At 69.9% G+C, this 26,481-nt stretch carries 21 protein-coding genes; 14 read left to right on the forward strand and 7 right to left on the reverse strand.

Translation table 11 applies throughout. From position 1 onward, the window contains the following. Nucleotides 1-245 precede the first annotated feature (245 nt). Nucleotides 246-944: a LuxR C-terminal-related transcriptional regulator gene (locus OG440_RS21780; RefSeq protein WP_406008469.1), complete on the forward strand. Its 699-nt coding sequence runs from the start codon at nt 246-248 to the stop codon at nt 942-944. Between the two features lie 36 nt (nt 945-980). On the opposite strand, the gene OG440_RS21785 is transcribed toward OG440_RS21780, so the two are convergent. After that, complete coding sequence (locus OG440_RS21785; protein WP_406008470.1) at nt 981-4,463, reverse strand: DNRLRE domain-containing protein; 3,483 nt, start codon at nt 4,461-4,463, stop codon at nt 981-983. 512 nt (nt 4,464-4,975) lie between these two features. On the opposite strand from OG440_RS21785, the gene OG440_RS21790 reads away from it, so the two are divergent. From OG440_RS21790 to OG440_RS21815, 6 genes are all read left to right on the forward strand, one after another. Next, nucleotides 4,976-12,709: a ricin-type beta-trefoil lectin domain protein gene (locus OG440_RS21790; RefSeq protein ID WP_406008471.1), complete on the forward strand. Its 7,734-nt coding sequence runs from the start codon at nt 4,976-4,978 to the stop codon at nt 12,707-12,709. Between the two features lie 3 nt (nt 12,710-12,712). Then, on the forward strand, nt 12,713-13,111 hold the full coding sequence (locus OG440_RS21795) for an Imm10 family immunity protein (RefSeq protein WP_406008472.1): 399 nt from the start codon (nt 12,713-12,715) through the stop codon (nt 13,109-13,111). After that, nucleotides 13,111-13,758, forward strand: coding sequence for a hypothetical protein (locus tag OG440_RS21800; RefSeq protein ID WP_406008473.1), 648 nt, complete (start codon nt 13,111-13,113; stop codon nt 13,756-13,758). Before OG440_RS21795 ends, OG440_RS21800 begins: the two co-directional genes overlap by 1 nt. Before the next feature lie 4 nt (nt 13,759-13,762). Next, entirely contained in the window at nt 13,763-14,203 is a 441-nt protein-coding gene (locus tag OG440_RS21805; RefSeq protein ID WP_406008474.1) for a hypothetical protein, read from the forward strand. Nucleotides 14,204-14,303: 100 nt separating this feature from the next. Continuing rightward, nucleotides 14,304-14,876, forward strand: coding sequence for a dihydrofolate reductase family protein (locus OG440_RS21810; RefSeq protein ID WP_406008475.1), 573 nt, complete (start codon nt 14,304-14,306; stop codon nt 14,874-14,876). A 269-nt stretch (nt 14,877-15,145) separates the two neighbouring features. After that, nucleotides 15,146-15,415, forward strand: coding sequence for a hypothetical protein (locus OG440_RS21815; protein WP_406008476.1), 270 nt, complete (start codon nt 15,146-15,148; stop codon nt 15,413-15,415). Between the two features lie 81 nt (nt 15,416-15,496). On the opposite strand, the gene OG440_RS21820 is transcribed toward OG440_RS21815, so the two are convergent. Together OG440_RS21820 and OG440_RS21825 are read right to left on the reverse strand one after the other, a co-directional pair. Beyond that, entirely contained in the window at nt 15,497-15,895 is a 399-nt protein-coding gene (locus tag OG440_RS21820; RefSeq protein WP_406008477.1) for a hypothetical protein, read from the reverse strand. Between the two features lie 36 nt (nt 15,896-15,931). Further along, entirely contained in the window at nt 15,932-17,632 is a 1,701-nt protein-coding gene (locus tag OG440_RS21825; RefSeq protein WP_406008478.1) for a sodium:solute symporter family protein, read from the reverse strand. A 149-nt stretch (nt 17,633-17,781) separates the two neighbouring features. Between OG440_RS21825 and galT the strand changes: the two genes are divergently transcribed. The 3 genes from galT to galK are packed head-to-tail and all read left to right on the forward strand — an operon-like array spanning nt 17,782 to nt 20,992. Continuing rightward, nucleotides 17,782-18,843, forward strand: a complete 1,062-nt coding sequence (galT, locus tag OG440_RS21830; protein WP_406008479.1) for a galactose-1-phosphate uridylyltransferase — start codon at nt 17,782-17,784, stop codon at nt 18,841-18,843. Continuing rightward, complete coding sequence (gene galE / locus OG440_RS21835; RefSeq protein ID WP_406008480.1) at nt 18,840-19,835, forward strand: UDP-glucose 4-epimerase GalE; 996 nt, start codon at nt 18,840-18,842, stop codon at nt 19,833-19,835. The genes galT and galE overlap by 4 nt, the downstream gene beginning before the upstream one ends. Then, nucleotides 19,835-20,992, forward strand: coding sequence for a galactokinase (gene galK / locus OG440_RS21840; RefSeq protein ID WP_406008481.1), 1,158 nt, complete (start codon nt 19,835-19,837; stop codon nt 20,990-20,992). The genes galE and galK overlap by 1 nt, the downstream gene beginning before the upstream one ends. 112 nt (nt 20,993-21,104) lie before the next feature. Here the strand turns inward: galK and OG440_RS21845 are convergent, their stop codons facing one another. Next, nucleotides 21,105-21,548: a GNAT family N-acetyltransferase gene (locus tag OG440_RS21845; RefSeq protein ID WP_406008482.1), complete on the reverse strand. Its 444-nt coding sequence runs from the start codon at nt 21,546-21,548 to the stop codon at nt 21,105-21,107. Nucleotides 21,549-21,832: 284 nt separating this feature from the next. Between OG440_RS21845 and OG440_RS21850 the strand changes: the two genes are divergently transcribed. Beyond that, the gene (locus OG440_RS21850; protein WP_406008483.1) at nt 21,833-22,600 is read left to right on the forward strand and encodes a LuxR C-terminal-related transcriptional regulator; all 768 of its coding nucleotides are present in this window, start codon (nt 21,833-21,835) and stop codon (nt 22,598-22,600) included. On the opposite strand, the gene OG440_RS21855 is transcribed toward OG440_RS21850, so the two are convergent. Continuing rightward, entirely contained in the window at nt 22,559-23,056 is a 498-nt protein-coding gene (locus OG440_RS21855; RefSeq protein ID WP_189920768.1) for a MarR family winged helix-turn-helix transcriptional regulator, read from the reverse strand. The two genes, OG440_RS21850 and OG440_RS21855, sit on opposite strands and share 42 nt — an antisense overlap. 89 nt (nt 23,057-23,145) lie before the next feature. On the opposite strand from OG440_RS21855, the gene OG440_RS21860 reads away from it, so the two are divergent. The 3 genes from OG440_RS21860 (at nt 23,146) to OG440_RS21870 (ending at nt 24,555) form a co-directional block, all read left to right on the forward strand. After that, nucleotides 23,146-23,943, forward strand: coding sequence for a trans-aconitate 2-methyltransferase (locus tag OG440_RS21860; protein WP_406008484.1), 798 nt, complete (start codon nt 23,146-23,148; stop codon nt 23,941-23,943). A 1-nt stretch (nt 23,944) separates the two neighbouring features. Then, nucleotides 23,945-24,316 (forward strand): glyoxalase, encoded by a 372-nt coding sequence (locus OG440_RS21865; protein WP_406008485.1) that lies wholly within the window; start codon nt 23,945-23,947, stop codon nt 24,314-24,316. Between the two features lie 65 nt (nt 24,317-24,381). Continuing rightward, nucleotides 24,382-24,555, forward strand: coding sequence for a CsbD family protein (locus OG440_RS21870; RefSeq protein WP_351362810.1), 174 nt, complete (start codon nt 24,382-24,384; stop codon nt 24,553-24,555). Between the two features lie 141 nt (nt 24,556-24,696). Here OG440_RS21870 and OG440_RS21875 read toward each other — a convergent pair whose 3' ends face one another. Both OG440_RS21875 and OG440_RS21880 read right to left on the reverse strand, forming a co-directional pair. Further along, on the reverse strand, nt 24,697-25,377 hold the full coding sequence (locus OG440_RS21875; RefSeq protein ID WP_389505273.1) for a TetR family transcriptional regulator: 681 nt from the start codon (nt 25,375-25,377) through the stop codon (nt 24,697-24,699). Continuing rightward, a complete protein-coding gene (locus tag OG440_RS21880) occupies nt 25,374-26,387 on the reverse strand; it encodes an acyl-CoA desaturase (RefSeq protein WP_406008486.1) in 1,014 nt (337 codons plus the stop codon). Before OG440_RS21880 ends, OG440_RS21875 begins: the two co-directional genes overlap by 4 nt. Between the last annotated feature and the right edge of the window lie 94 nt (nt 26,388-26,481).

Consider the following 26,481-nt stretch of genomic DNA (forward strand, 5'->3'; position numbering starts at 1 on the left):
CGCCGTGACGGCCCCGTCCCTGCTCAGGGGCGGGGCCGTGCACTTACCGCGCATGACCCTCGAATGTGAGGAATTTCGGCGATCCGGGGCACTTCTCACCAGTAGGGGGAGCGCAACGTCGAACAAGCGTGTAGCTTCCGGGGGCATGAAGGACGGGGTGCCGGGGGGCACCCTTTGTCGGTCCGTGCGAGTCCGTGTGGGCATCCACGGGGGGACTGGGGGGTTGCTCGTTGGGAGTGCGGCTGATGGTGGTCGATGACCACCGACTGCTCGCCGAGGCACTGGCCTCGGCGCTCAAACTGCGGGGGCACCGGGTGCTCGCCGCGGCGGCACCGGCCGCCGGCGCGGCGGAGCTGGTGATCACCCGCGCCCCGGAGGTGTGCCTGCTGGGCACGGCGGTCCCGGCCGAGCCGGGCATCTTCGACCCGGTGGTCCGCATCAAGCGGGAGCGGCCACAGGTGGCGGTCCTGGTCCTCGGTCCGGTACCGAGCCCTCGCGGCATCGCGGCGGCCTTCGCCGCGGGCGCCTCCGGCTACGTACGCCACGACGAGCGCATAGAGGGCGTGGAGCGGGCCATCATGAAGGCGCGGGCGGGCGAGGCGGCGGTGGCTCCGGCGCTGCTGCAGGGCGCCTTCGGCGAACTGCTGAACCCGGCGGCCCAGCCGGACGACGAGGGCCAGCGGCTGCTCCAGATGCTCACGCCCCGCGAGGTGGAGGTCCTGGTCCGGGTCGCGGACGGCGAGGACACCCGGCTGATCGCCGCCGGCATGCGCATCGCCCCCTCCACGGCCCGCACGCACGTCCAGCGGGTCCTGATGAAACTGGGCGTCGGTTCTCGCCTGGAGGCGGCGGCCCTCGCGGCCCGCACGGGTCTGCTCGACCGCGCGGGACCGTTGCCGCACACGTCCCGCGAGCCGGAAACGGACACGGGGCCGGAGTTCTGACGAACTCCGGCCCCGTCTCCGGGAGTTGCGGTCGGGTCAGCCGAAGCGCAGCTTCGTCGTCGCCCACGCGCTGTCCGCGCTGATCACCGCCGTGCCCGTGCCGATCACCGCGGCGCCGCCCTTGTAGAAGTAGATGCTTCCGGCGCTGGACAGGGCCCAGAGGTCGGGGACGCCGTCGTTGGTGACGTCCGGGGTGCCGTAGAGGTGGGTGGTGGGCACCGTGGCCGTCGACCATCCCTCGGCGTAGACCTCGTCGGCGCCCGTCTTGGACGCCGCCGCCGTCGCCAGGGAGGCGATGGTGGAGCCGCCGGCGCTGTCCTTGACGCCGAAGCGCAGGTAGAGGCGGCTGGAGGAGCCGGAGCGCCACAGCAGGTCGGGGGCGCCGTCCGCGTCGTGATCGCCGACCGAGACGAGGTCGCGGTCCAGCCACGCCGTGGTGGCGATCTTGGTGACCGTCAGGAACGTGGCGCCGGTGTAGCCCTCGAAGGCCCACATCTCACCGCCGGTGGCGGTGGCGAACAGGTCGACGCGGCCGTCCGCGTCGTAGTCGCCCACGATGATCTGGTCGAAGGTCGCCGGGTCCGGGGAGCCCGAGGGCAGCCGGACGGTCATGCGCCGGGAGATGTCGACGCTGCCGTAGCCGTCGCCGGGGTAGACGTACAGCTTGCCGTCGGGCATCCGGGAGAAGACGTCGCCGATGCCGTCGGCGCCGAGCGCGTCGCCGCCGTGGGCGATCAGCGCCGCCGTGCCGTCGGCGCCCACCCAGTAGGCCGGCGCGTGGTCCACACCGTCCTCGTCCGGGTCGGAGAGCAGGCCGACTCCGTTGTCGTGGGCGGCCTCCATGCCGACGTGCAGGTCACCGGCGGTCGACGACGGGTACATCCACAGGTTGCCGCCCGAACTGATCGCGAACAGGTCGGGGGTGCCGTCACCGGTGGTGTCGCCCGCCTCGTCGGCGGTGTCGCGCGGGGTGACGTAGAACAGGTACTTCGTGCCGATCGAGACGTTGCCCGCGCTGTCCACGGCCCGCGCGTACAGCACGTTGGGCCCGGCCAGCGGCGGCGACAGCGACACGGTCGTCGAGGCGCCCGCGGTGACCGTCTTGCTGCTCCCGTAGGTCGTGGTGTTGAACGACCACTGGAACTTGGTGACGTCGGTGTCCTCGTCCGGCGCGAAGGCGAAGGTGCCGGCCGTGCCGAACTTCACCGTCGACCAGATCGAGCCGTCCTCGTCCGCCGCCGGGAAGACCGTGGAGGTGATCAGCGGCTCGTTGGGCACGCTGCTGTCGTAGATGAACCGGCACACGTACGGGTCGGAGGTCGGCGCGTACGGTGAGGCGGCCCCGCTGGAGTCGATGGCGCGCACCCGCCACGAGTACTGGTAGCCATTGGTGAACGAGGACTTGGCGACCGTGACCGACGCCTTGCCGGCGCTGGTGACGGTGACGTTCTTGTCGAGGATCTTGCTGTCGCCGTAGCCGGTCCGCCACAGCTCGAAGTCCAGGTACTTCAGGTCCTGGCGGGTGGAGGTGTCGTCCGCGTCGGAGGAGACGGCCGACAGCACGAGGTCGCGCTTGCCGATGTGGAGGTACGGCGTGGTGCGGTCGCAGGTGCCGCCCGGTGTCTGGACGACCGAACTCGGCGTCTTCGGCTTGCGGTTGTAGACGAGGGTGAGCTTGGGGGCGCTGTCGCCCTCCGCGCGGAACTTCTTCCAGGCGTACGCCGAGTCCTCGGTGCTGGCCCGCAGTCCGATGGTCATCGAGGACCAGCCGCCGTCCGCCGCGTCCTGCGCGACCGACTTGGCGTCGTAGCTGACGTAGGAGTCCGGGCAGGAGGAGTTGTAGCCGTACGCGAAGGACTTGGTGCCGATCTCCGACTTCCAGTCCGGCTGGTTGTTCCAGGTGGTCTTGGAGGAGATGCCGGAGGTGAGCCAGACCTGGGTCTCGCGCGCCGAGCACGACCAGGAGTAGGTCTCGCGCAGCCGGATGGAGGCGGAGGAGATGCTGGCGCCCTTGATGCCGGTGGACCAGCCGAGCTTGAAGAAGGACCGGGACAGGCCCCAGGTGGTGGACTCGAAGCCGACGCGGGCCTCGGTGGTGCCGCTGTTGTAGTTGGCTCCGTCGTAGAAGCTGGAGCTGGGGTACTTCTTGTAGGCCGTGGTCCAGTTCTTCGTCTTGCCGTAGATCGTGGGGTCGACGAAGACCGGGTAGACGGTGGCCGCGTCGGTGAGCAGGTCGGCGTCCGGCACGATCGACAGGGCGGTGGAGGCGGCCCCGGGGGCGCTCAACTCCGTTCCCGCGACGGCCATATGGGTGCCGGGGTCGGGACCGGCGAGGCCCGGCAGGGCGAACACCTGGGCGTCGGTGAGGGCGGCGGACGACGCGGACGACGCCCGGCGGAAGGCGGCCGGGTCGACGGCGGTGGTGTCGTCGGAGCCGGTGTCCCCGGTGGCGGTCGCCGCCGGCGCGTCGGTGTCCTGCCCGTCCTCGGGCGTGGCGCTCTCGTCGCCGACCGGCGCGCCGGGCTCCTCGGAGTACGACGGGGTGGGCTCGGCGGCCTCCTCGGCCGGCTCGGGGTCGGCGCCCTCGGTCTTGGCGTAGGTGCCGGCGGAGTCCCACAGGTAGGGGGTGGGGGAGACGGCGATCTCCTGGCCGGCGCGGTCCGTGCCGGTGACGATCTTCGTGACCGGGTCGAGGTGGAAGGTCAGGTCGGGGGAGGACAGCCCGTAGGACAGCCGGGTGAGCGCGGGGTCGGCCGCCGCCTCGGCGCTGTGCACCACGAGCACGTGGCTGAAGCCGCCGGCCTGGGCCGTCAGCATCAGGTCGACACCGTCGAGGACCTCGCGGTACAGCGCGCTCGACCCGCTGATCGCGGGCTCGGGCAGGGCTCCGGGCCAGCTCAGGGTGATCTCGTGGCCGCCGCTGGTGAGGGTGGCGAGTTCGGAGAAGCCCTCGGTGGCGTCGGCGACCCGCACGGCGCCACCGCCGCGCGCGACGGTGTAGACGGCGGGGCGCACGGCCGCGGCCGCCGAGCCCCGGCCCGCGCCGCCCCGGCCGCTCGCACGCTGCTTGCCGGTCTTGCCGCTCGTGCCGCTCCCACTGTCCGTGCCGCCCGCCGCGAACACCACGGGATCGACGGTCGCCCTGGCGGCCCAGCCCTGTGCGGTCCGGGCCAGGCTCGTGTCGATGGGCTTCCAGACGCCGTTCACCTTCGCCCGCACCGGCGCCCCGTGGGCGACCAGTTCGAAGCTGCCGTCCGGGCGCGCGTACGTCGTGGACGTCTCGTCGCGCATCGCGGTGACCTCGACGCGCTTGCCCGCGGACACGGCCTGCTGCTGCGCGGTGTCCTCGTCCAGCGGACGGGCGGCGGCCTTCTTCGTCCCGGAGGGGGCTGCGGCGCTGCCGGGGTCGTCGAACAGCGGCACGGCCAGCAGCCCGACGCCGATCGCGCCGGCGACGGCGGCGGCTACCCCTGCCCGGCCGCGCCCGGACGCGGGCATGCCGAAGCGACGACGTTCCATGGGCTTGCGCCCCCTCCCCCTGAAATCCCGGGCATACCCGGGATTCTGTGAATGAGCTATGCCGCATCCGGGGTCTGCTTTTCGCATTCCGCGCCCGGAAAGCGCGCACCAGAGCATCGCCGATGCCGAGGAGATTGCGCCACACCGCTCGGTGGCCTTTACCTTTCCGTGACCTTGAGAGTGGAGCAGGTGGGCACTCGCGTACGTCTAACAGGTAGGGCTGAGCTGGGAGTTCGCGTCCCGGGCGTCTGACGCCAAATGATCACAATTTGCCCACGGCTTACGGTGCATTGACTCTCGTTTGACCTGGTCTTTCAGTGAATGAGCCATGCATATATCTTTTTTGCGGGCTGTGGAATTTCGTCCGGTGAGCTAAATCACGCGCCTTCTCGGACCTGTTGACTTTCCATGAACATTTGCCAGAACATTCGTGCTCATCAATGGCCGGAACTGTGGGCGCGGGGGCTGTCGCTGTGTGGGGATCGCTGTCATGGAGCGGCAGGGGGTGGCGTGTGAGCACACGCGCCGAACGCCGCAGACGGGCGCGGATGCGCGCCGGTGTGGTCGGAGCGCTCGCCGTGGCGCTGGTGGTGGGCGTCTCGCCCGCCGCGGTGGCGCTGCCGCCGGGTGACGACCGCAGCGGTGTCGACCTGGTCGACCTGCCGAACGCCGAGCAGGCCGAGGGCGAGGCGGGCGGGCAGCTCGCCGAACTGACCACGGCCGAGGCCGAGCAGCCGCTCGAGTACGACCCGAGCCAGGTCACCGCCCCCGTCGGCGGCACCGCGACGAAGGACCTCACCGGCCTCGCTCCCGGCGACCTGGTCCCGCTCGCCCAGGCCGACGGCACGGCGCTCCCCGTCGAGGTCGGCGCCCCCGAGGACGCCACCGCGACCGAGGCCACCGCCCTGGAGGGCGAGTGGCAGGTCACCCTCGCCGACCAGGGTGAGATCGCCACCACCGCCATCGAGGGCGTGGCCCTCACGGTCACACCGCCGGCCGAGGCGACCGGCGACGCCGTGATCGCCCTGGACTACACCGACTTCTCCGAGCTGTACGGCGCGAACTGGGCGGACCGGCTGTCCTTCGTGCAGTACCCGGCGTGCTTCCTGACCACCCCGGACACCGAGGGCTGCGCCGAACCCACCGAGGTCACCACCGACAACGTGGTCGCGCAGACGGGCACCGACGCCGACGGCGACGCCGTGTTCGAGCGCCGCATCCTGGCGACCGTCGACACCGAGATCCTCGCGGCGGGCGGCACCAGCGCCTCGACCGCGTCCACGGCCGCCGCCTCCGGCGCGGGCACGGTCACGGTCACGGACGGCGTGTACCGCGAGGCGAAGACGGCAGGCGGCACCCGCCTGGCGTCACTCGCCGCCGCGACCGCCGCCGGCTCCGGCTCCTCCGTCCTCCTCGCCACCGACTCCGGCTCCGGCTCCAAGGGCGACTTCGGCGCGACCCCGCTGGTCAGCGCCGGTTCCTGGTCGGCCGGAGGCAACGCGGGCGGCTTCACCTACTCGTACGCCCTCCAGACCCCGAGCGTCCCCGGCGGCCCCTCGCCGTCGGTGTCCTTCGGCTACAACTCGCAGGGCGTGGACGGCCGCACCTCCGCCTCCAACAACCAGCCCTCCTGGGTCGGCGACGGCTGGGAGTACAACGCGGGCTCCATCACCCGCACCTACACCTCCTGCCGCGACGACCAGACGAACGGCAACAACACCAAGAAGACCAGCGACCTCTGCTTCGGCTCGTACAACGCCACGCTCACGCTGGGCGGCACGACGACCGAGCTGGTCCTGCCCGACGGCGCGAGCAGCCCCTACGGCGACAAGTGGGTCACCGCGAACGACGACGGCTCGCGCGTCGAGCTGCTGCGGGACACCGGCCTGGACAACGGCGACGCCGACGGCGAGTACTGGCGCGTCACCACCCGCGACGGCACCCAGTACTACTTCGGCAAGCACAAGCTGGCCGACGACTGGGCGAGCGGCGACCCGGTGACGAACTCGGTGTTCACCGCGCCCGTCGCCGGTAATCAGTACGGCGAACCCTGCTACAAGGCGGGCGACTTCGCGGGCTCCTTCTGCGACCAGGCCTGGCGCTGGAACCTCGACTACGTCGTCGACACCAACGGCAACGCCATGACGCTGTGGTGGGCCAAGGAGACCAACCACTACGCGAAGAACAACAAGTACAAGACGCCCGTCTCCTACGACCGCGGCGGCTGGCTCAAGCGCATCGAGTACGGCCTGACCACGGCCGACCCGTATGCGACCCCGATCTCCAAGGTCACCTTCGACGTCGACGAGCGCTGCTTCAAGGAGGGCGAACTCGCCTGTACGGCGGAGGGCGACGAGAACGACAACTTCACGTCCGGCGACTTCGCGAAGAACCGCATCTGGTACGACACCCCGGCCGACCTGTACTGCGCCGCAGGCAAGGAGTGCTACGTCCCCGTCCCCACCTTCTGGTCGCGCAAGCGGCTGGCCCAGGTGACCACGTGGACCCAGCGCACCCAGGGCTCCACGGCCCTGTCGAAGGTGGACAGCTGGACGCTTCAGCAGTCGCTGCCCGCCGACCTCACCGACGAGGGCACCGCCCTGTGGCTGGAGTCGATCACCCGCACCGGCTACGACGCCGAGGGCGAGTCGCTGACCCTCAACCCGGTGCAGTTCCTCGCCAACAGCCTGCCGATGCCCAACCGGGTCAAGGAGGGCGCGAACGACCCGAACCCCGCCTTCGACCGGCTGCGGATCGCGCGCGTCGTCAGCGAGTACGGCGGCGAGACCGTCGTCACCTACAAGGCGCCGTCGGGCGCGTGCAAGACGGGCAGCGGCTTCCCCGCACCGGACGCCAACACCGGGCTGTGCTACCCGGTGTTCTGGAACGCCGACCCGGACGTCGAGACGACCGACTGGTTCAACAAGTACGTCGTCGAGTCGGTCCAGGAACTCCCGGCGCTCACCGGCTCCGAGGCGATCACGACCACCTACGACTACCTCGGTGACGCGGCCTGGGCCCTGAACCAGGCGGAGTTCAGCAAGAAGAAGACCCGCACCTGGGACCAGTGGCGCGGCTTCGCCCGCGTGCGCACCTACACCGGCGCCGACAGCGACGCCGCGTACGTGTCCACCAAGCGGGGCATGACGGAGACCCGCTTCTTCCGGGGCATGGACGGCGACCCCCTCTCCGGGGGCGGCACCCGCTCGGTCACCGTGAAGGACTCCGAGGGCGCCACCATCGCCACCGACGAGGAGCCGTTCGCCGGCCGCGTCGCGGAATCCCTCACCTACGCCTCGGCGACCGCCGACACCTGGCTGACCAGGACCGTCGACAAGCCGAAGGCCGTGAAGCTGGCCTCCCGCTCCCGCTCCGGCGGCATCCCGGACCTCAAGGCCTGGCGGGTTCTCACCCCCGAGTCCCTGACCTACACCCGTTCCTCCGGCACCGGCGACGACAAGCGCACCGTGCGCGTCCTGCGCACCGTCACCGACTACGAGGACACGTACGGCCTGCCGACGCAGGTCGCCGAGTACAACGACTGGTCGGCCGACGCCGCGACCGACAACACGGACGACGACACCTGCACGGTGATGTCGTACGTCCACAACACCGCCAAGCACCTCATCGGCCTGGACCGGCAGACCCTCACCACCGCCGGCACCTGCGCCCAGGCGGCGACGGCGACCGCCGCCGACTGGATCGACGGTTCGCGGGTCGCCTACGACGGCCTGGCCTACGACGCCGCTCCCACCAGCGGCAACGCCACCACCACCTGGGCGATCACCGGCACCGGCGGCGGCTGGGTCAAGGACGGCGAGGTCACGTACGACGACTACGGCCGCACGACGTCCACGCGGAACGCCCTGGCCATCGCGAACGGCGACACCGCGAAGGCCGTCACGACCTACGTCCCGGACAAGGGGCAGGTCTTCCAGATCACCACCACCAACGAGCTGAACCAGAGCGAGACCAGCACGCTGGAGCCCGGCCGCGGGGTCGCCCTGACCGACCAGGACGTCAACGGACGGGTCACGACCTACACGTACGACGCCCTCGGCCGCGCCACCCAGGTGTGGAACCCGTCCCGCGCGACCTCCAAGTCGCCGTCGGCGAAGATCACCTACGACACGACGATCGGCCAGCCGGTCTCGATCACGACCGAGTCGCTCACCGACAACGGCGACTACGGCGTCTCCACCGTCATCTACGACGGCCTCGGCCGCGAACGCCAGAAGCAGGAACCGGCGGTCGGCGGCGGACGCCTGATCACGGACACCCTGTACGGCGCCAACGGCACCATCCGGCAGACCAACAACGCCTACTACGACAAGGACGACCCCGCCACCGTCCTGTTCGAGCTGGAGTCGGACTACCAGGTCCCCAACGCGACGCTGTACGCGTACGACGGCCTGGGCCGCACCCTCACCGAGACCCCGTACCTCAACGGCACCGAGGTCCCGGCGAAGGCGAGCCGCTACGAGTACGGCCTCGACAACTCCACGGTGATCAACCCCACGGGCGCGACCGCCCAGCGCACCTGGTCCGACGCGATGGGCCGCACGGTCCGCGTCGACACGTACACGGACGCGCTGCGCGCCGCCTACCGCTCGACGACGTACACGTACGACGAGCGCGGCGACCGGGTGGAGGCCAAGGACTCCGAGGGCAACATCTGGAGCTGGACGTACGACGCCCGGGGCCGTGAGACGGAGTCTGTCGATCCGGACGCGGGCACGACCAAGACCGCGTACGACATCCTCGACCGGCCGGAACTGGTCACGGACGAGAACGCGGCCGTGTACACGGTCTACGACAAGCTGTCCCGGCCGATCGAGCAGCACGAGGGCTCCGCCACCGGCAAGCTGCTGGCGAAGACGACGTACGACACGCTGATCGGCGGCGTGGGCCTGGCCACCTCGCTGACCCGCTACACCGACGGGCTGGCCTATTCGACCTCCGTGACCGGCTACACGGCCGACTACCAGCCGACCGGCCAGAAGATCTCCATCCCCGAGTCGGTGGCACTCTCCTACGGCCTTCAGAAGGAGTACGCCTACAGCTTCGAGTACTCGGAGTCGGGCGTCATGGAGGCGGTCAACCTGCCGTCGGTGGGTACCCTGCCCGCCGAGAAGCTGGCGATCCGCTACAACGACGACGGTCTGCCGGTCTCCACCTCGGGTCTCGCCTGGTACACCGCACAGACCTCCTACTCCCCGTACGGCCAGGTCCTGCGCACGGCCAGTGGCGAGAATCCCAACCGGGTGTGGACCACGAACCTGTACGACGAGGCGACGGGTGAGCTGACCCAGAGCATTGTCGACCGTGAGTCGACCAGTGACACGACAGCCGTCACCGGTCACCGCGTGAACTCCCGCAGCTACTCCTACGACTCGGCGGGCAACGTCACGTCGATCGCGGACACCGCGAACTCGACGACCGACCGCCAGTGCTTCACCTACGACGCGCTGGGTCAGCTGAGCGAGGCATGGACGGCTCCCACGTCCTGCACGGCGACGGGCAAGACGACGGCCGCCGCGAAGTACTCGGACGGCACGACCAACGTCACGGCGGCCAACAGCGGCTACTGGCAGTCGTACACCTACGACGCGATGGGCAACCGCAAGAAGCTCGTCGAGCACGACCCGGGCCTGGACACCACCAAGGACGCCACCACCGACTACACGTACGGGAAGGCGGACGGCACCCAGCCCCACACGCTGACGGGTACGTCGTCCACGTACAAGGCGGACTCGGGCGCACAGGTCACCAAGGCCACGGGCCTCACCTACGACGACGCGGGCAACACGCTCACCCGCACGTACGACGGTTCCGAGCAGGCGCTGACCTGGACCTGGGACGGCCAGGTCGAGAAGGTCACCGGCTTCGGGGAGAACGGCGCGGGCGCTTGGAAGGGCCTCGCGAACAAGTGCCTGGACCTGGCCGGCGGTCTGACCACGGCCGGTACGCCGCTCCAGCTCTACACCTGCAACGGCTCCAAGGCGCAGAAGCTGCGCATCATCCCGACGTCCTCGGCGGATCCGTCGACGGGCGCGTTGAAAGCCCTGGGCAAGTGTGTGGTCCCGAAGGACGGCGGCACGGCCAACGGCACCCTGGTCGTCATCGCGGACTGCACCGGCGCGGCCGCCCAGCAGTGGACGGCGACGTCCACCGGCACCCTGAAGCACGTCTCGTCGGGCAAGTGCCTGGACGTTCCGAGCTCCAACTCGGCCGACAGCACGGACCTCCAGCTGAACACGTGCGGGACCGCGGCGAACCAGCAGTGGGTACCGGACAAGGAGACGAAGTACGTCTACGGCGGTGACGGGTCGCGCCTGATGGCGATCTCGGCGACGGAACGCACCCTGTACCTCGGCGAGTCGACGATCTCCGTCAACGCGGCCGGTGGTCCCGCCTACACCGAGCGCTACTACTCCCAGACGGGCGCGCCGACCGTGATGCGGCACGCGCAGGGCACGGGTACGGCGGAAGTGTCCGTGCAGATCACGGACCAGAACGGCACGGCGTACGCCAATGTGGCGCTGACGTCGGGCAACAAGGTCAAGTTCTCCAAGACGGACGCGTTCGGCGTGGAGCGGTCGGAGCCGGGCACCTGGCGTTCCCACCAGGGCTACGTCGGCGGTGAAGAGGACGCGAGCAGCGGCCTTGTCCATCTGGGGGCGCGGGAGTACGACCCGAACACGGGCCGCTTCCTGTCCGCCGACCCGCTCCTGGATCTGGCCGACCCCGTCCAGATGAACGGCTACGTCTACTGCGAGAACAACCCGGTCACGTTCGCCGACCCGTCAGGTCTGGCGTCCGAGGGCGGCTCCTCGGAGTACGGCGGTCCGTCGGCCTCGGAGGAGGCGTCGGCGAAGAAGACGCTGGGCACGACGGTGGCGGACGTGATCCTCTCCATCGGCTGGGCCGCGCTGAAGGAGTTCGTCGGCTGGGACAGCGTGGTGGGCTGCTTCTCCCGCGGAGACGTCTGGGCCTGCGGCGACCTGTTCCTCAACGCCATCCCCTGGACGAAGGCGTACAAGGCCTTCGGGATAGCCAAGGCGGCGTACCGGATCGCGAAGGCGATCAACGCGCTGATGAAGGCCAAGGAGAAGGCCCGCAAGATCATCGAGCTGGCCCGCAAGGCCCGCGAGCTGGCCCGCAAGGCGGCCGCGGCGAAGAAGAAAGCGGCCGCGCTGGCCGCGCAGCTGAAGAAGAAGGCCAAGGAAGCCGCGACCCGGCAGGCGAAGAAGGCCGCGCAGAAGACCGGTAACGCGATCCAGAAGGCGCGCAAGACGGCGGCGAAGAAGGTGGAGCCGAAGACGCCGCATGCGAAGGCACGGAAGCAGTCCTCGGGAGGAGGTGGTGACGACAGCGGCGCCTCCGGCGCCAGCTGCCCGATCAACAACAGCTTCGTCCCCGGCACTCGGGTCCTGATGGCCGACGGCACCACCAAGCCGATCGAAGACGTCAAGAACGGCGACAAGGTCCTGGCGTCCGACCCGAAGACCGGTGCGACGTCCGCCGAGACGGTCACCGCCGAGATCGTCGGCGATGGCGTCAAGCACCTGGTCAAGGTGACTGTCGCGGTCGGTGACGGTGACGGAACCGCTCAGGTGACAGCCACCGAGGGGCACCCGTTCTGGGTCCCGGAACTGGACGAGTGGGTCGACGCCACGAATCTGACGGCGGGTGAGTGGCTGCACACCAGCGCCGGCACATACGTCCAGGTCACGGCAGTCGAACGATGGACGACACAGCGTGCCACGGTCCACAACCTCACCGTTGCGGATCTCCACTCGTACTATGTGCTCGCCGGTGCCGCTCCGGTCCTGGTCCACAACTGTGGAGAAGCTCCGGGGCACACGGTCGACGTCGACATCGAGGATGTGAACGGCGATGTCCGGTTGTCCTACTCCGTGCGCAGCGGCGCGTCCACAGACGCGGAGAAGGCTCTCGGTGGCGGCTACAACACCGAAGCCGCCACCCACACCGAGAACCGCGTCGGGCGTATGTCCGGGGCATCGGCCGGCAAGAACCCCATCCCCGGTGACCCGTACGCCGGACACATCCCGGTCGACAAGGGTGAGACCGTCCGCCTCGTCGGGCAGCTTCCGCCTTGCTCCCGCTGCCGGGGAGCGATGAACCGCATGGTCAAGGAACTCGGTGTGAACGTGATCTATGCCTGGGCGAGTCCCGTCGGTGCTGGAACATGGGTCGCAAACGGTGGCCGCAGAAGGAAGTGAGCGATGGAACTTGTTGCGCAGTCGGTCGGATTCGAGATCGACGAAGAGGACGAGGTGGTCGAGGCGGGTTTCTCGGAAGGGATCGAGGAACCAGGATTCACGCTGCTCATTCAGCGGACGGACTACGAACCCGACGAGCAGGACATCTCCCTGGGGATGGACACCTACTGTCTTGTGAGCGGGGGCAGGACCCACTACGGAGGACTCCTGCGCGTGGAACGGGAAGGCGATGTAATCCGGTTCGACATCGCGGCGCAGGCCGCTGCCGTGCTGAACGTTCCTGAGCGCCTGACGGTTCGATTCGATGCCCCCGCCGAGAACATCACGGCCTATGTGACCGGACTTCCGGACATCCTCGACTGGGGTCGGGCCGAGGAGCGACCTGTCCTGGTGGGGTTCTGATGCGATGCGCCCGGCTTGGCTCGGCGGTGGTTCTCTGCGCGCTGCTGTCGGCGTGTGACGTGGCGAGCGGTGGCACCGGCAGTGAGGACAATCTGCTGAAGCCCACCGCCCCGGCCGGGGCCACCGCGCGGGCCGGTGGCCTCGGCAGTGCGGCGCTGGTGTCGCGTGACACGAACGGCTTCACCGTGTCCACACCGGACCAGGGCCGCAAGGTGAAGGTCACGCAGGACGCCTGCGCCCCGCTGGCGTACGCCCTGTCCGGCACGGCCGTCGGCAAGCCGGCCACCACCGTCGTGCGGAAGGCCACCGGCGAGGGCGCCGAAGTCACCGTCGTCCTCGCCGAGTACCCCTCCGACCAGGCCCAGCAGGCGATGGACGCGATCGCCACCGCCGTCGACGAGTGCGCGGCCGGCTTCAGGGCCACCGTCGACGGCGACGAGCACAAGGTCGGCAAGGTCGCCCCGGAACTCGCCCCCGAGGGCGTGGACCAGGCGATGGGCGTGGGCGCGACGGTGACCCGGTCCGGCAAGGCGACCCCGACCAAGGCCGTGATCCTCCGCTCGGGCAACGCGATCGCCTACCTCAGCGGCGATCCGTCGATCCCCGCCACGGTCCTGGACGCCCAGTTGGTGAAACTGCGAGGCTGACCGGATGACGGCGCGGACGGTGATCTGGCGGGGCACGCGGCTCGGTGTACTGATCGGGGCGTGGCCCGCGGGCATCGTCGGCGGGCTGTGTCTCGTGGCGGCGTTCGTCTTCCTGGCCGGCGGCCACGACGGCACCGCGTGGACGCTGACGGCCACCGGCGCCTTCGCCGTGCTGGGCAGCATGGCGGTGGGCGTCACCCTGGGCACGGCCACCGGCCTCGCCCTGGCGCTCGCCCCCCACGGCCTCCTCACCCGCGCCCCGCTGCGCGGCCTGCTGGCGGCCCTCACCGCCGGGCTGCCGGTAGCGGTCCTCGCCATCGTCGCCCTGACCGGGGACGGCTACACCCTCGCGAGCTACCCGCCCTCGATCCACTTCCTCACCTGGTCGGCGACCCTGACGATCGCTCTGGTGGCGGCGGCCCGCAGCGGTGACATCGCGGGCTGAGGCGCCGAGCACTGACGGGCGCCGATGAGTTTCGCCGTGATCCGGGGTCAGAGATCATGACTGAACCGGCAGCGACGCCCCGACACCCCGAGGACCTCAGATGCGCACCCTGATCAGCACCGCCTTCATCTCGCTCGACGGCGTCGTGGAGGCCCCGGGCGGCGAGCCCGGTTACCGGAACGCCGGATGGACCTTCAAGGACATCGAGTTCCTGCCCGAGGCCTTCGAGATCAAGGGCCGGGAGCAGACGGAGGCCGCCGCGATGCTGCTGGGCCGGATCAGCTACGAGGCGTTCAGCCCCGTGTGGCCCGACATGGCGGACTTCGCCGACTACAAGGTGATGCCGAAGTACGTCGTCTCCACCACCCTCACCGAGGACGACCTGGTGTCGAACTGGGGCGAGACGACGATCCTGCGCTCGCTCGACGAGGTCGCCGCGCTGAAGGAGACCGAGGGCGGCCCGATCATCGTCCACGGCAGCGCCTCCCTGAACCAGGCCCTCTCGGACGCCGGCCTGATCGACCGCTACCACCTGCTCGTCTTCCCGCTCTTGCTCGGCGCGGGCAAGCGGCTCTTCAGCGCCACGGACAAGGACACCCAGAAGCTGAAGCTCGTCGAGCACGAGACCTACGCCAACGGCCTTCAGAAGAACGTCTTCGACGTCGTCCGCTGAGGGGGGAGCCCGGCGCGTATCCCTGCCAGGAGGTGCGCCGGCGCGAGGGGTGTGGTGCTGAGCGCTGTGTCGCGGCGTTGCCCTCGGCGCCGCTCTGGCACTGGCACCGCTGACCCGGATGGGGCGTCGGGGCAAGCTCGTCTGGTGTGGGTTGGCGGCGGCATAAGGCCCAGTCCGTGGTGCAAAGCGGATAATCACAACATACGGTGCGTAAACGTAACGTCTCGCTCTGTAGCGGGACACGCCATCCAGACGGAAAAGGGTATGCAATGCGCAAGCTCCGCAACACCGCTGTCGTGGCCGCCGTGATCGCAAGCCTCGGCATGGCCGGTGCCGGATTCGCCTCCGCCGCCGTCCACGGCGCGGACGGGGACTCCCGGGAGTGCTCCAACCACGTCGAGAACATCTCGTTCGGGCTCATCAACATCCCGAACCTGAACCTCCCGCTGCTCGGCCTCTCGTCGAACCAGGACGCGACGCAGCAGATCTGCAACAACGGGGACGACGCCATCAACGCGAACGTCGCCGACCACGAGTAGATGGACTGAGCCGGCTCCGGGGCCCGACGCAACGGACCCTGGAGCCGGCTCGGCTCCGTGATGTGTGCCCCCGGCCCGCGGCTACTCGCCGTGCGGGGGCTTTCCCTCCAGCGCCTCGGGCGGCAGCGTCGGGGTGACCGGCGCCGTGGGCCGCAGCTTCAGCCAGGCCAGGAAGAAGATGCCCAGGGCCAGCATGGCCAGGCCGGTCCACAGGTTGATGTTGATCCCCTGGGCCTTGTCGATCTCCGCGTCGCCGTCCGTGATGCCGGCGATCGTGACGATCACGCCGTAGACGACGAACAGGCCGCCGATGATGCGGCGCAGGTCGAAGATGCGGGCCGCGGTCGCGGACTTCTCCTCGAGTTCCGTGACCTCACGCTGGACGTCGGCCTCGGAGTACCCCGCCCGCCGCAACCGCTCGGCCGCCTCGGCACGCTCGGCGGATTCGGAGGGTTCGGAGGGTTCGAATCGGTCGGACATGGTCTCTCCAGTCTCCCGCGGTATGCGCGGCCGGGCTCAGAACGAGAACGGGATGTAGCACAGGGCGGCCAGGACGATCGCGCTCCAGCCCAGCAGCGCCGGACGCCGGTACCACGCGTCGTCGCCCGCCGCCGGCGGCTCGGCCATGCCGGGCGAGACGGTGCCGTAGACCAGGCCTTCGAGCTCCTCGGCCGGCTTGGGGGCGGTGAAGAGGGACACCGCGAACATGACCACCGCGCCCGCCACGAAGCCCGCGATCGCGGAGACGAAGTTCGCGCCCTGGTCGGTGGGGATGCCGATGATGTCCTGCTTGTAGAGGACGAAGTAGTTGACCATCGCGGCCGTCGTCCCCGCGAGCAGGCCCCAGAAGCCCGACTTCCTCGACGCCCGCTTCCAGAACATGCCGACGATGAAGACGACGAACATCGGCACGTTGAAGAAGCTGAACAGCGTCTGGAGGTAGCTCATGATGTTCGAGAAGGACGAGGCGAGGAACGCCGTGCCCACCGAGGCCGCCACGCCGATGGCCGTGATGAGACGGCCGAAGCGCACGTAGTAGGCGTCCTCCCGGCCCCGCACCACGTACTTCGCCCAGATGTCGGTCGTGAACACGGTGTTGAAGGACGAGACGTTCGCCGCCATGCCCGCCATGAACGCCGCCAGCAGGCCGGTCACCGCGATGCCCAGCACCCCGTTGGGCAGCAGCTCCTGCATGAGGTACGGGATCGCGTCGTTGTACTGGAGGTCGGAGTCGGACGTGCCGATCTTCGGCACCAGCACGGCCGCCACCAGGCCGGGGATCATCACCAGGAAGACGATGAAGATCTTCGGGAACGCGGCGATGAGCGGGGTGCGCTGGGCGGCCGACAGGTTCTTCGCCGACAGGGCGCGCTGCACCTCGGCGAAGTTCGTCGTCCAGTAGCCGAAGGAGAGGACGAAGCCGAGGCCCAGCACGATCGTCAGCCAGTTCGCGCCGAGCGGGTTGTCGCTGCCGATGCCCGTGCCGCCCCAGGCGGTGACGAAGTCGTCGCCGTGGGACTGGGTCAGCGAGTCGGTCAGGCCGTCCCAGCCGCCCACCTTCTTCAGGCCCAGCACCGACAGCGGGATGAGCGCCGCCAGGATCACGAAGAACTGGAGGACCTCGTTGTAGATCGCCGAGGAGAGACCGCCGAGCGTGATGTAGGCCAGCACGAAGGCGCCGGCGACCACGATCGCCACCCACTGCGGCCAGCCCAGCAGCGCCTCGACGACGATCGCGAGGGCGTACAGGTTCACGCCGGAGATGAGGATCGCCGCGAAGGCGAACAGGGCCGAGCTCAGCAGGTGGGCGCCCCGGTCGAAGCGCAGCAGCAGGAACTCGGGGACCGAGCGGACCTTGCTGCCGTAGTAGAACGGCATCATCACCAGGCCCAGGAACACCATCGCCGGGATGGCGCCGATCCAGTACCAGTGGACGGTGTACGCCCCGTACTGCGCGCTGTTCGCGGCCATGCCCAGGATCTCGGTGGCGGCCAGGTTGGCCGAGACGAACGCGAGGCCCGTGATCCAGGCGGGCAGGGAGCGTCCGGAGAGGAAGAAGTCGAGGCTCGTCTTCACCGATCTGCGGGCGGCGAAGCCGATGCCCAGGACCACGACGAAGTAGATGCCGAGGATCGTGTAGTCGAGCCAGTTCGTCGGCAGCCTGAGCTCTGCCGCCAGTTGTGCTGCCGGGTAGGGCGGGTCTGTGGGGGTTCGCATGCCCTGCTCACTTCTTTTGGTGTTCTTTGTTTGGTTGTGAGGGTGACTGGCGTGGGGGGTTATGGTTTTATGTGTTCGGTTCTGTTGGAAGCTTCGCTAGGTGTACGGATCTAGGTCTGCGGACCCAGAGGTACGGATGGAGAGTCGCGGTGAAGAAGACCTCGACCCGCTTGGCCGACGGTCGTGAGCTGATCTACTACGACCAGCGGGACGACTCGGTGCGCGACGCGGTGGACAAGCGTCCGCTGGACCCCACCGTCACCACTTCGGAGGTACGGCGGGACCCGCTGCTCGGCGATTCCATCGCCGTGGCCTCGCACCGGCAGGGGCGCATCTACCACCCGCCGGCCGACGAGTGCCCGCTCTGCCCCTCCCAGGGCGACCGGCTCAGCGAGATCCCGGAGTCCTCGTACGACGTCGTCGTCTTCGAGAACCGTTTCCCCTCGCTGGCCGGCGACTCCGGGCGCTGCGAGGTGGTCTGCTTCACCTCCGACCACAACGCGTCCTTCGCCGACCTCACCGAGGAGCAGGCACGGCTGGTCCTCGACGCGTGGACGGACCGGACGTCCGAGCTGTCTCATCTGCCCTCCGTGGAACAGGTGTTCTGCTTCGAGAACCGCGGCGCCGAGATCGGCGTGACTCTGGGTCACCCGCACGGGCAGATCTACGCCTACCCGTTCACCACCCCGCGCACCGCGCTGATGCTGCGTTCGGTCGCGGCGCACAAGGAGGCGACCGGCGGGGGGAACCTCTTCGACGCCGTCCTGGAGCGTGAACTCGCCGACGAGCGGGTCGTCCTGGAGGGTGAACACTGGGTCGCGTTCGTGCCGTACGCGGCGCACTGGCCCTACGAGGTGCACCTCTACCCGAAGCGCCGGGTGCCGGACCTGCTCGCCCTCGACGAGGACGCGCGCACAGAGTTCCCCCAGGTGTACCTGGAACTCTTGAGGCGCTTCGACCGGATCTTCGGCGAAGGTGAACCGTCCACGCCGTACATCTCCGCCTGGCACCAGGCGCCGTTCGGCGCGCTGGAGGAGTTCGAGGGCGTCAACCGGGACGACTTCGCGCTCCATCTCGAGCTTTTCACCATTCGCCGCACTTCCGGCAAGCTGAAGTTTCTCGCGGGCTCCGAATCAGGCATGAACGTCTTCATCAACGACGTGCCGCCGGAGTTCGCGGCCCAGCGACTGCGAGAGGTAGCGAGTTCATGAGCGGCACCACCGGCACGAGCGGCAAGTATCTGGTCACGGGTGGCGCGGGCTACGTCGGCGGCGTGGTCGCCCAGCACCTGCTGGAGGCCGGCCACGAGGTCGTCGTGCTCGACAACCTCTCCACCGGTTTCCGCGAGGGCGTCCCGGCGGGTGCCTCGTTCATCGAGGGCGACATCCGCGACGCCGCGAAGTGGCTCGACGCCTCCTTCGACGCCGTGCTCCACTTCGCCGCGTTCTCGCAGGTCGGCGAGTCCGTCGTCAAGCCTGAGAAGTACTGGGACAACAACGTCGGCGGCACCATGGCCCTGCTCGGCGCCATGCGCGAGGCCGGCGTGCGCAAGCTGGTCTTCTCCTCCACGGCGGCGACCTACGGCGAGCCGGAGCAGGTCCCGATCGTCGAGACCGCGCCGACGAAGCCGACCAACCCCTACGGCGCGTCCAAGCTCGCCGTCGACCACATGATCAGCGGTGAGGCCGCCGCCCACGGGCTCGGCGCCGTCTCCCTGCGGTACTTCAACGTGGCCGGTGCCTACGGCGGGCAGGGTGAGCGCCACGACCCCGAGTCGCACCTCATCCCGCTCGTCCTCCAGGTCGCGCAGGGCCGCCGCGAGGCCATCTCGGTCTTCGGCGACGACTACCCGACCCCCGACGGCACGTGCGTCCGCGACTACATCCACGTCGCCGACCTCGCCGAGGCCCACCTCCTCGCCGTGGCCGCCGCCGAGCCCGGCGAGCACCTCATCTGCAACCTCGGCAACGGCAACGGCTTCTCCGTGCGCGAGGTCATCGAGACCGTCCGCGAGGTCACCGGCCACCCGATCCCCGAGGTCGTGGCCCCTCGCCGCGGCGGCGACCCGGCCGTCCTGGTCGCCTCGGCGGCCACCGCCCGGGAGCGGCTGGGCTGGAACCCGTCCCGCGCGGATCTCGCGGGTATCGTCGCGGACGCGTGGAAGTTCGCGCAGCACATCGCCAGTGGCGCAAGGGAGTCGTAGTGGGGGCACAGGAAGTACGCGAGGGGTTCGTCCGGCTGTACGGGGCCGAGCCCGACGGCGTCTGGGCGGCGCCCGGCCGCGTCAACCTCATCGGTGAGCACACCGACTACAACGACGGCTTCGTGATGCCCTTCGCGCTGCCGCACATCGCCGTCGCCGCGGTCGCACGGCGGACGGACGGCGTGCTGCGACTGCACTCGGCCGACCTCGACAGCGGTGTCGCCGAACTGCGGCTCGACGAGCTGACGCCCGAGTCCGACAAGAACTGGACGGCGTACCCCGCCGGAGTCGTCTGGGCGCTGCGCGAGGCCGGTCACGCGGTGACCGGCGCCGACATCCATCTGTCCTCGACGGTTCCGTCGGGCGCCGGCCTGTCGTCGTCCGCGGCGCTGGAGGTCGTCGTGGCCCTCGCGCTGAACGACCTCTACGACCTCGGGCTCCAGCGCTGGCAGCTCGCCCGCCTGTGCCAGCGCGCCGAGAACGTCTACGTCGGCGCGCCCACCGGCATCATGGACCAGACGGCGTCCGCGTGCTGCGAGGCCGGCCACGCGCTGTTCCTCGACACCCGCGACCTCGCGCAGAAGCAGATCCCCCTCGACCTGGCGGCCGAGGGCCTGCGCCTGCTGGTCGTCGACACGCAGCTCACGCACGCGCACAGCGACGGCGAGTACGGCAAGCGGCGGGCCGGCTGCGAGAAGGGCGCCGCCCTCCTCGGCGTCGACGCGCTGCGGGACATCGCGTACGCCGACCTGGAAGCGGCCCTCGCCCGCCTCGGCGACGAGGAGGAGGTCCGCCGCCTGGTCCGCCATGTGGTGACGGAGGATCAGCGCGTGGAGCAGGTCGTCGCCCTTCTGGAGTCGGGCGGTGACACCCGCGCGGTCGGGCCGGTCCTGACGGCGGGCCACGCCTCGCTCCGCGACGACTTCCGGGTCTCCTGCCCCGAGCTGGACCTCGTCGTCGACACCGCCCTCGCGCACGGGGCGCTCGGCGCGCGGATGACCGGTGGCGGCTTCGGCGGTTCGGCGATCGTCCTGGCGGAGGCCACCGACGTCGAGACCCTCACCAAGGCCGTCGAAGAGGCCTTCGCGACCGCGGGGCACAAGGCGCCGCGGGTGTTCGAGGCGGTGCCGGCGGCGGGGGCGCGTCGGCTGAGCTGAGCGGGTCACGGTGGGGCGGTGGGGGCGGATGGATCGCGCCCCCACCGCCCCTTCCCGTTCCCGCCCCTTCCCGTTCCTACCCGTTCCGCCCGTGCCGGGCGGGCTGAAGGGACTATCCGAGTCTCTTCGTCAGGGTGTACTCCGTGATTCCCGGCGGGTAGTCCTCGATCACGCACACCACCTCGTACCCGTGGCGCCGGTAGAACCCCGGGGCCTGGAAGTCCCAGGTCTCCAGGCGTACACGGTCGCAGCCGCGCTGCTCGCGGGCGACGCGTTCCGCCTCTGCGAGGAGGGCACTGCCCAGGCCCGTGCCCCGGTGCCGGGCGTCGACCCAGAGGTAGGTGACGTGCAGCCAGGTCGTCCAGGTGTGGCCGACCAGGCCGCCGGCCAGATCGCCGCCCGGGTCCGAGGCCCAGACGTGCAGCGCCGACTCGCGTTCCGCGGGCGTGCCGCGCAGCGCGCGCAGGACCGGGGAGGCCTCGGTGTTGGTGGCGAGGAGCCGCGAACGGAGAAGATCGCGGCGAGTCCTGTCGACTTCTGTCTCAAGACGAAACATGCGGCACACCATAAACGCGGCGGCCGAACCAATCCTGCAATTTGCCTTCCGCTCTACGCCCGCGGCCCTACCCTGTGAACAGTGCCGGTGGGGGCCGGTACAGATCAGGGGGCGAGACAGTCGGGTACGGCGCCCGCGGTGGGGGTAGCAGTCTCTGCACGGCGGCGGCCGTTGCGGTAGTGGCATCCCCTCCGGGCGTCGTATCCGCGCCGGTCGACGTTCTCCATCTCTCCGGACCTTGGAGTATCCCCTGCTCCGTGAAGGAGCTTGGGGGAGGGGGTTTCGTGGTTCGCATTCGTGTACTGGTCGTCGACGACCACCGCATCTTCGCCGAGTCGCTCGCCGCGGCACTCGCCGCCGAGCCCGACGTCGACGTCTCCGCGGCCGGCAGCGGCCCGGCGGCACTGCGCAGCCTGGAGCGCGCGGCCGCCGAGGGGCGCCGGTACGACGTGCTGCTGGTCGACGCCGATCTGGGCGCCGCCCTGCCGGACATACGGCCCGCCGTGCCCGTGCGGGAGGTGGGGGAGGACGGGCTCGTCGACGGGATATCGCTGGTCGTGGGGGTCCGTGCCGCGCAGCCCCATGTCCGGATCGTCGTCCTCGCCGAGAAGGACGAGCCGCGCCGCGCGGCCCTCGCCCTCCAGGCCGGGGCGTCCGGCTGGGTGGCGAAGGACTGCTCGCTGTCCCGTCTGCTCACCGTCATCAGAGGTGTGCTGCGCGAGGAGACGCACCTCCCGCCCGCGCTCCTCACCGGTGTCCTGCGGGAGTTGACGGCCGCCCGCAAGCACCGCACCGAGAGCGAACGGCTCGTCGAGTCCCTCACCCCGAGGGAGCGGGAAGTGCTGCGCTGCATGGTCGCCGGGCTGGGCAGGAAGGCGGTCGCCGACCGGCTGTTCCTCTCCCCGCACACCGTCCGCACCCATATGCAGAACGTGCTCGGCAAACTGGGCGTGCACTCCACCCTCGCCGCCGTCGCCCTGGCCCGGCGGGCCGGGGTGGGACCGGTGGACCTAGCCGGGGATGTTGTCGAACGGGGCGGTCAACTGGCGTAGCAGGCCGGCCAGTTCGCCGCGCTGGGTCTGCGAGAGCTCGGCCAGGATCGCTCGTTCCTGGTCGAGCAGTCCGGCGAGGGCCTGGTCGGCGCGGTCCTTGCCGTCGTCCGTGAGACGGACGAGCACGCCCCGGCGGTCGCTCGGGTCCGGCAGCCGTTCCACCAGGCCCTTCTTCGCGAGCCGGTCGATGCGGTTCGTCATGGTGCCCGAGGTCACCAGCGTCTGCGTCAGCAGTTGGCCCGGCGAGAGCTGGTAGGGCGCCCCCGCGCGCCGGAGCGCGGTCAGGACGTCGAACTCCCAGGGCTCCAGCTGGTGCTCGGAGAACGCCAGACGGCGTGCGCGGTCCAGGTGCCGGGCCAGTCTGCTCACCCGGCTGAGTACTTCCAGCGGCTCCACGTCGAGGTCCGGGCGCTCCCGGCGCCACGCTGCGACCAGCCGATCGACCTCGTCCTCCATGACGATCAGTGTAGTGGTTGTGTCGATGTGGAGTCTCTTGATGTCGAGTATCTTGACGTCAAGATAAATGGCGGGGGAGAGTGGCACACATGACGACCAACCCCACCTGGGACCCCGCCCAGTACCTGCGCCACGCCGCCCACCGCGCCCGCCCCTTCGCCGACCTCCTCGCCCGCGTTCCCGGCCTCCCCGGCGACCCGCCCCGCATCGCCGACCTCGGCTGCGGCCCCGGCAACCTCACCGCCGCCCTCGCCGACCGCTGGCCCACCGCCCGCGTCACCGGCTACGACAACTCGCCCCGGATGCTCGCCGACGCGGCGGCGCACGCGGGCGCACACCTCGACTTCGCCCACGCCGACCTCGCCACCTGGGCGCCGGAGGAGACGTACGACCTCCTCGTCTCGAACGCGGCTCTGCACTGGGTGCCCGGCCACCTCGACGCCTTCGCCGGCTGGCTGGACGGTCTCGCCCCCGGCGGCACCTTCGCCTTCCAGGTGCCCCACAACATCGACGCGCCCCTGCACGCCCTGATGCGCGAGCTCGGCGGCAGCGTCCGCTGGAAGGGCCGCCTCGGCCACGTCCTGCGCCACGAGGACTCCGTCCACGCCCCCGCCGTCTACCTCGACCGGCTGGCCCGCCTCGGCTGCGCCACCGACGTCTGGACGACCACCTACCTCCACGTGCTCCAGGGCGAGGACCCCGTACTCGACTGGGTCAAGGGCACCGGACTGCGCCCCGCCCTGGACGCCCTCGCCGACGACCCCGAGGCCCGCGACGCCTTCGTCGCCGACTACCGCGACCTGCTCCGCGAGGCCTACCCGAGCGCGGAGTACGGGACGGTCCTGCCGTTCCGCCGCCTGTTCGCGGTAGCCGTGAAGGAGGCCTGACGTGCTGGCCGCCGTCGACCATGTACAGCTCGCCGCCCCACCCGGCTCCGAGGATCTGCTGCGCCGCTTCTACACCGGCACCCTCGCGATGACCGAGATCCCCAAGCCGCCGGTGCTCGCGGCGAAGGGCGGCTGCTGGTTCCGGGCGGGGGACGTGCACCTGCATCTCGGCATCGAGGAGGGCTTCCGCCCCTCCGCGAAGTCCCACCCCGGCCTGCGGGTCACCGGTATCGAGGCGTTCGCCGCCCGGATCGAGGCCCACGGCACACCCGTCACCTGGGACGCGGACCTGCCGGGACACCGCCGCTTCTACGCCCGGGACCCAGTCGGCAACCGACTGGAGTTCCTGGAACCCGTCATCGGGGTGGTTTGAGCGGCGCGGGACGGGTCACTCGCAGTGTTGAGACCACACGCAGACCTGACTGGGAGTGATGAACAGTGGCAGGCGAGCAGAAGTCCAAGGCGAAGATGGAACAGGCCAAGGGCAAGGCGAAGGAAGCGGTCGGCCGCACCGTGGGCAACGAGCGGCTCGAGGCCGAGGGACGCGCCGAGCAGGCCAAGGGCGACGCCCGTCAGGCCAAGGAGAAGACCAAGGACGTCTTCAAGCACTGAGACGTCTTCCAGCACCGGGAAGCCGACAGGACCCGACGCGCCGAAGGCGCCGAAGGCACTGACGGCCTCAAGCGGTACAGACGCGGGCGGGGTCCCGACCACGACGGTCGGGACCCCGCCCACATGTGTGCGTGGTGCCGGCTAGGCCTTCCGGCGACCTATCAGGTGCGGCTTCGCCTCCAGGCCGTCCAGCCCGTGCCAGGACAGGTTCACCAGGTGGGCCGCCACCTCCGCCTTCTTCGGGCGGCGTACGTCCAGCCACCACTGACCGGTCAGGGCGACCATCCCGACCAGGGCCTGGGCGTACAGCGGGGCCAGTTTCGGGTCGAAGCCGCGGCTCTTGAACTCGCGGCCCAGGATGTCCTCCACCTGGGTCGCGATGTCGGAGATCAGCGACGCGAACGACCCGGTCGACTGCGGGATGGGAGAGTCCCGCACCAGGATCCGGAAACCGTCCGTGTACTCCTCGATGTAGTCGAGGAGCGCGAACGCCGCCTGTTCGAGGAGCTCACGGGGGTGGCCCGCCGTCAGCGACGACGTGACCATGTCCAGCAGCCGGCGCATCTCCCGGTCCACGACGACCGCGTACAGCCCCTCCTTGCCGCCGAAGTGCTCGTACACCACCGGCTTGGAGACCCCGGCCTTCGCCGCGATCTCCTCCACCGAGGTGCCCTCGAAACCCTTCGCCGCGAACAGGGTGCGACCGATCTCGAGCAGCTGCTGACGCCGCTCGGCACCCGTCATACGGGTGCGCCGGGCGCGCCGCGGCTTCGCTTCGTTACTGGAGGTACTGCTGGGATCGGTCGCCACGCCGTCAATCATGCCGCCTCGACGGTGGCCTTCCCCTGTGGGGAACCGTCCTCACCCGTGTTACGACGCGAATCGATACGCGAGCGTGACGGCCAGCGCACGTCGTAGGCCCACCCGAGCATCTCGAACCACCGGATGAAGCGCGCCGACGAGTCCAGTTGGCCCCGCATCACGCCGTGCCGCGCGGAGGTCGGCTCCGCGTGGTGCAGGTTGTGCCAGGACTCGCCGCAGGACAGGATCGCCAGCCACCAGACGTTGCCGGAGCGGTCGCGCGACTTGAACGGGCGCTTGCCCACGGCGTGACAGATCGAGTTGATCGACCACGTCACGTGGTGCAGCAGGGCCACCCGCACCAGCGAGCCCCAGAAGAACGCCGTGAACGCGCCCCACCAGGACATCGTGACCAGCCCGCCCACCAGGGGCGGCAGCGCCAGCGACAGGATCGTCCAGTAGACGAACTGCCGGGAGATCGAGCGGATCGCCGGGTCCTTGATCAGGTCCGGCGCGTACTTCTCCTGCGAGGTCTGCTCCTCGTCGAACATCCAGGCGATGTGGGCCCACCACAGGCCCTTCATCAGCGCCGGGAGCGTCTCGCCGAACCGCCACGGCGAATGCGGGTCACCCTCCGCGTCGGAGAACTTGTGGTGCTTGCGGTGATCGGCGACCCACCGCACGATCGGGCCCTCCACCGCCATCGAACCCATGATCGCCAACGCGATCCTGAGCGGTCGCTTCGCCTTGAACGAACCGTGCGTGAAGTAGCGGTGGAACCCGATCGTGATGCCGTGGCAGCCGAGGAAGTACATGAACACCAGCAGACCGAGGTCCAGCCAGCTCACCCCCCAGCCCCACGCCAGCGGCACGGCCGCCAGCACCGACAGAAACGGAACGACGATGAAGATCAGCAGCATGATCTGCTCGATCGAACGCTTCTGCTCGCCACCCCGGGTGGCCGAGGGCGTGGGGGTACCGTCGGGTGCCTTCAAAGGCTCATCGATCACGTTGGAGCTGCCTGTGGTCATGCGCGTCCCCTGGGGGGTCTTGGTTTGAGGGAGATGCCGTTGTTCCGCACACCCGGAAGGTCACACAGCGAACCAATGCCACGCTCCCTACGGT

The sequence above is a fragment of the Streptomyces sp. NBC_00637 genome, assembly GCF_045161545.1.
Taxonomy (GTDB): Bacteria; Actinomycetota; Actinomycetes; order Streptomycetales; family Streptomycetaceae; genus Streptomyces.